This window comes from Craterilacuibacter sp., assembly GCF_051659485.1.
GTDB lineage: Bacteria > Pseudomonadota > Gammaproteobacteria > Burkholderiales > Chromobacteriaceae > Craterilacuibacter.
Map to the genome: position 1 here is coordinate 1 of NZ_JBOFOO010000373.1, position 5,183 is coordinate 5,183.

Below are 5,183 nucleotides of genomic sequence, written 5' to 3' on the forward strand. Positions count from 1 at the left end.
AAGGCGTGATGGGGATGTACTACGCGCGCCAGGATGGCGAGAGCGAAGTCGTCGCTGCGGCGATCGAAGGCCATTACCACCCGCGTTTTGCCGGTGACAGCCTGCCGCAAAGCGAGGTGGCAATGGCCGTGTCGCTAGCCGACAAGCTCGAGTCCATCGTTGGCATCTGGGGCATCGGCCTGATTCCGACCGGCGACAAAGACCCGTTCGCGCTACGCCGTGCAGCTTTGGGCGTGTTGCGTATGGTCATGGCGTCACCGCTGGATCTGCAAGCACTGATTGCCGATGCGGCAGCCAGCTTCCCGGCCGGCATGTTGTCGCCGACGACGGCCGACGAAGTGTTTGCCTTCAGCCTTGAGCGCCTCAAGCACTTGCTCGCCGCCGACTATAAGGGGGACGAGATCGACGCCGTGCTATCGCTGACGCCGACCCGTCTGGACGAAGTGCGTGCGGTACTGGCCGCCGTGGCCCAGTTCAAGACCCTGCCGGAAGCCGCCACGCTGGCGGCCGCCAACAAGCGGGTGAAGAACATCCTCAAGAAAGCCGAAGGCGGGATTGGCGCGGTCAATCCGGCGCTGTTTGCCGAAGAGGCCGAAAGTGCATTGTTTGCCGCTGTTGAGGCGCTGGCGCCACAAGTCGATGCCAAGTTCGCCGCACGCGACTTCGCCGGTGCCTTGGCACAATTGTCCAGCCTGAAAGCGCCGGTCGATGCCTTCTTCGATGGCGTGATGGTGATGGCGGACGATGCTGCCGTACGCGGCAACCGCATCGCTTTGCTTTCACGTCTGGCCGAGCTGTTTAACCGTGTAGCCGACATTTCCTTGTTGGCCGACTAAGGAGGCAGGGGTCAGGGAAGGGATGAGGGAGCTGGGACGCCGGTGTTGACCATCGGTGTTCCGATTCCCTGATCCCGGCTCCCTGATCCCCAACTATGAAACTCGTCATCCTCGATCGTGACGGCGTGATCAACCATGATCGCGACGATTTCGTTAAAAATACGCTGGAATGGATTCCGCTGGACAAGAGTCTGGAGGCGGTTGCCAACCTGACCCAGGCCGGCTGGCATGTGGTGGTGGCGACCAACCAGTCCGGTATCGGCCGCGGCTTGTTCGATGTGCATGCCCTTAATGCCATGCATGAAAAAATGCATCGCCTGATCAATCAGGCCGGTGGCCGTATCGATGCCGTATTTATCTGCCCGCATACCGCCAGCGATAAATGTAGCTGCCGCAAGCCCTTGCCGGGCATGGTGCATGATATTGCCGAGCGTTTTAATGTCAGGCTGGAGGGCTTGCCACTGATCGGGGACAGCTTGCGCGATCTGGAGGCGATTGCCGCTGTCGGTGGCCAGCCTATGCTGGTGCGTACCGGCAAGGGCGAAAAAACACTGGCCGCCGGCAATCTGCCGGCAGGTACACTGGTGTTCGATAATTTGTTCGAGGCGGCCACCCATCTGATCGCTGGCTGATGCCTGACGGAGACTATGCATGACTTTGGGTATTCTGATTCGTAACCTGATTTACTGGCTGGCTATCGTGGTACTGACGCCCTTGTGCTTTGCCGCGCTATTTGTTTGCGCCTGGCTGCCACGGCGTCGCCGCCATATTTTCGGCAAGTCGTGGGCGCTGATGCTGCTCTGGATTCTGGAGCATGTGATCGGCCTCAAGTACAAGGTGATCGGGCGCGAAAACATCCCGCTCGAGCCCGCCATTATCTGCTCCAAGCACCAGTCTGGCTGGGAGACGCTGGCTTTGCAGCAGCTGTTCCCGGACCAGATCTATGTCGCCAAGCGCGAGTTGCTGTGGGTGCCGTTCTTTGGTTGGGGCTTGTGGCTGATGAATGCGATCATGATCAACCGCTCCGATCGTGCCAATGCCAACCGCCGCATGCTGGAGCAGGGGCTGGCGCGCAAGCGCCAGGGCTTCTGGATTACGGTCTTTCCCGAGGGCACGCGCATTCGCCCCGGTATTGTCGGTAAATACCGCCCCGGTGCCGCTCGCATGTCCAAGCAACTGGCGATGCCGCTGGTGCCTGTTGCGCACAATGCCGGCGAATTCTGGCCGCGCAATGCTTTTATCAAGCATCCGGGCGAGATTACGCTGGTCATCGGCAAGCCGCTGTATCCGCAGGAAAATATTGGTGCAGAAGCGATGATGGCAGAGGCTGCGCAGTGGATAGAAGCGCGTCAGCGCGAGATTGGCGGTAGCGGGCCTTGTGCCCACCCGCAAGAAAAGCAGAAATATCGTGCTGACTCTCGCGTTGCCTGAGGGGGAGTTGCCGGTAATACTGTTGCGCCGTGTGCGCAAGAGTATCGCCTTGCGGGTTCGAGGCAATGCGCTGGAGGTGGTGGCGCATCCGCAAGTTCCGCTCGATTTTATCCGCCAGTTGCTGGCGCAGCGTCACGACTGGATACGTAGCCAGTGGCAATGCCAGCAAGCCTTGCTGGCTGCGCGCGCGCGCGGGCCGCAGAGTATATGGCTGATGGGGAGGGAACTGCCCGTGGTCTTTGCCGGCGGGGCTAGAGTCAGGCTGGTGTTCGCTGCCGAAGAGCTCAGGGTTTTCGGGCTGGCCGCCGATGGGGCGGTGGACGTCTTGCAGGCGGCCATGGCACGCGCACTTAAAGCGCGGGCCACGCTAGCTTATCCCGCCCGACTGGCGGCTTTTACGCCACGGCTGAGCCGTCAGCCAACAGGCTGGCAACTCTCTTCGGCGCGGTCCCGCTGGGGTTCCTGTACCGCAGTCGGCATGATACGGCTGAACTGGCGCCTGATTCAGGCCCCCCCCGAAGTGCTGGATTATGTGATGGCACACGAGTTGGCACACCTTGTTCATTTGAATCACTCGCCTGCGTTCTGGGCTGAAGTCTCCCGTATCTTGCCTGCATGGCAAACGGCGCGTGACTGGCTTAAAGCGTATGGCAATCAACTGTTCAACCTGGGTTGAGCAGTATCACTGTGGAGAAATATGATGCGTTTATTGCACACCATGTTGCGCGTTGGAAATCTGGAGCGCTCGCTGGCTTTTTATCAGGACGTGCTGGGGATGAAGTTGATCCGGCGCAGCGACTATCCTGAAGGCCGCTTCACGCTGGCTTTTGTCGGCTATGGTGATGAAGCAAACGACACCGTGCTGGAGTTGACCCATAACTGGGATACCCCATCCTATGCTTTGGGTGATGCTTTTGGTCATCTGGCGATTGAGGTTGACGATGCTTATGCCGCTTGTGATGCGGTACGCGCCAAGGGGGGTAAAGTCGTGCGTGAAGCCGGCCCGATGAAACATGGCACGACGGTGATTGCCTTTGTCGAGGATACGGATGGTTATAAGATCGAGTTTATCCAGAAGGGGTCGCAGTAATTTTTAGTTCCGCACTTTAATTGGGCGGATTAATCGGCGGGTCTGTTTATACAGGCTCGCCATCCAGGGAGTGATAATGATTAAAACCTTGCTTACAGCAGCGAGTCTTGCGCTGTTGCCGGCATTGGCACAGGCCGCCGACCTTGATGGTTCGACGCTGAGTCTGATTTGGGGATTACCGTTTGCCGGTATCCTGCTGTCGATTGCGCTGTTTCCGATTTTTGCACCGGGCTTCTGGCACCACCACTTTGGCAAGATTACCGCCATGTGGAGCGTATTGTTTTTGGTGCCGTTTATAGCCGTCTTCGGCTTTGGCATGGCGCTGTCCGTTGTCGTGCATGCCATGATTGCCGAATACATCCCGTTCATTATTCTGCTGTTTGCGCTTTATACCGTTTCGGGCGGCATTCTGATCTGGGGTAATCTGCATGGTTCACCCACGCTCAATACCAAGATTCTGGCGATTGGTACGCTATTGGCCTCTATCATGGGGACAACCGGCGCGGCCATGCTGTTGATTAGGCCCTTGCTGAAGGCGAACGATAACCGCAAGAGTAATGTGCATGTGGTGGTGTTCTTTATCTTCCTGGTTGCCAACGTCGGGGGGGGCTTAACGCCATTAGGTGATCCGCCACTATTCCTGGGCTTCCTGAAAGGTGTGACCTTTGGCTGGACTTTGCAGCATATGGCTTTGCCGGTATTGCTGACATCGCTGGCCCTGCTGGCTATTTTCTTTGCTGTCGACAGTTATTTCTTTGCCAAGGAAGGTGTATTGCCGGTTGATAAGACTAAGAAAAGTCCGATCAAGCTGCATGGCAAGTTTAATTTCTTCCTGCTGGCTGGGATTATCGGCGGTGTTTTGCTCTCCGGTTTCTGGAAGCCTGGCATTAGTTTTGACGTGATGGGGACGCATTGGGATCTGCAGAATATCGTGCGCGATGTGCTGTTGCTGATTTTTGCCGGGATATCTTTGTATTTCACGCCCAAACAAATTCGTGCCGGAAACGACTTTAACTGGGATCCTATCCTTGAGGTTGGCAAACTGTTTGCCGGTATCTTCGTGACGATTGCGCCGGTGATCGCCATTCTCAAGGCCGGTACCGAAGGCCATCTGGCACCCTTGGTACATATGGTGTCGGACAGTTCCGGCGCGCCGGTGAATACCATGTATTTCTGGATGACTGGCATCCTGTCCAGCTTCCTGGACAATGCACCAACCTATCTGGTGTTCTTCAACCTGGCGCATGGTGATGCACAAACCATGATGGGGCCGATGTCAGACACCTTGCTGGCGATCTCTATGGGTGCGGTATTTATGGGAGCCAATACCTATATCGGTAATGCGCCCAACTTTATGGTCAAGGCCATTGCCGAGCAGCGCGGTGTCAAAATGCCGAGCTTCTTTGGCTATATGGCATGGTCCATCTGTTTCCTGTTGCCGGTATTCGCCATCCTGACTCTGATATTCTTCTGAGAGGGATGAATTGGGCGGGCTTCTTGTTAAGAAGCCTGTCTGGTACAAACAAGAAAGCCGGACGAGCTTATAGCTTGTCCGGATTTTTTATGAAAACGAGAGACTTAAATAGGGGGCAGGGGAGAGGAATATCTGGTGCTGGCAGAAAAAAGACGATAAAAAAGCTATTGAGTAAAACTCAATAGCTTAAATATCTGTTGGTGCCCAAGAGAAGACTCGAACTTCCACACCCTTGCGGGCGCTAGGACCTGAACCTAGTGCGTCTACCAATTCCGCCACCTGGGCCTGCCAAACTAATTTTCTGCCAGCAAAATAACCTGCTGTTTATTGCGATGGTGCCCAAGAGAAGACT

6 protein-coding genes and 1 tRNA gene are annotated in these 5,183 nt (G+C 56.4%); 6 read left to right on the forward strand and 1 reads right to left on the reverse strand.

Features of this window, described 5'->3' with window-relative positions; translation table 11 throughout:
- From glyS to ACRC1E_RS12780, 6 genes are all read left to right on the forward strand, one after another.
- The coding region (gene glyS, locus ACRC1E_RS12755; RefSeq protein ID WP_438515469.1) for a glycine--tRNA ligase subunit beta at positions 1-836 on the forward strand (836 nt) is incomplete at its 5' end.
- Between the two features lie 95 nt (positions 837-931).
- A complete protein-coding gene (gene gmhB, locus ACRC1E_RS12760) occupies positions 932-1,468 on the forward strand; it encodes a D-glycero-beta-D-manno-heptose 1,7-bisphosphate 7-phosphatase (protein ID WP_438515470.1) in 537 nt (178 codons plus the stop codon).
- Between the two features lie 19 nt (positions 1,469-1,487).
- On the forward strand, positions 1,488-2,267 hold the full coding sequence (locus tag ACRC1E_RS12765; protein ID WP_438515471.1) for a lysophospholipid acyltransferase family protein: 780 nt from the start codon (positions 1,488-1,490) through the stop codon (positions 2,265-2,267).
- The gene (locus ACRC1E_RS12770) at positions 2,245-2,943 is read left to right on the forward strand and encodes a M48 family metallopeptidase (RefSeq protein ID WP_438515472.1); all 699 of its coding nucleotides are present in this window, start codon (positions 2,245-2,247) and stop codon (positions 2,941-2,943) included. The genes ACRC1E_RS12765 and ACRC1E_RS12770 overlap by 23 nt, the downstream gene beginning before the upstream one ends.
- A 24-nt stretch (positions 2,944-2,967) precedes the next feature.
- The gene (gloA, locus tag ACRC1E_RS12775; protein WP_438515474.1) at positions 2,968-3,357 is read left to right on the forward strand and encodes a lactoylglutathione lyase; all 390 of its coding nucleotides are present in this window, start codon (positions 2,968-2,970) and stop codon (positions 3,355-3,357) included.
- A gap of 76 nt (positions 3,358-3,433) precedes the next feature.
- Positions 3,434-4,831, forward strand: coding sequence for a sodium:proton antiporter (locus ACRC1E_RS12780; protein ID WP_438515473.1), 1,398 nt, complete (start codon positions 3,434-3,436; stop codon positions 4,829-4,831).
- Between the two features lie 198 nt (positions 4,832-5,029).
- Here the strand turns inward: ACRC1E_RS12780 and ACRC1E_RS12785 are convergent.
- Positions 5,030-5,116, reverse strand: a tRNA-Leu gene (locus ACRC1E_RS12785).
- Positions 5,117-5,183 lie beyond the last annotated feature (67 nt).

Bases quoted from the DNA above. Each gene is read 5' to 3' on its own strand.
- ACRC1E_RS12765 (WP_438515471.1), top strand. From the start codon at position 1,488: ATGACTTTGGGTATTCTGATTCGTAACCTGATTTACTGGCTGGCTATC.
- gloA (WP_438515474.1), top strand. From the start codon at position 2,968: ATGCGTTTATTGCACACCATGTTGCGCGTTGGAAATCTGGAGCGCTCG.
- gmhB (WP_438515470.1), top strand. From the start codon at position 932: ATGAAACTCGTCATCCTCGATCGTGACGGCGTGATCAACCATGATCGC.
- ACRC1E_RS12780 (WP_438515473.1), top strand. From the start codon at position 3,434: ATGATTAAAACCTTGCTTACAGCAGCGAGTCTTGCGCTGTTGCCGGCA.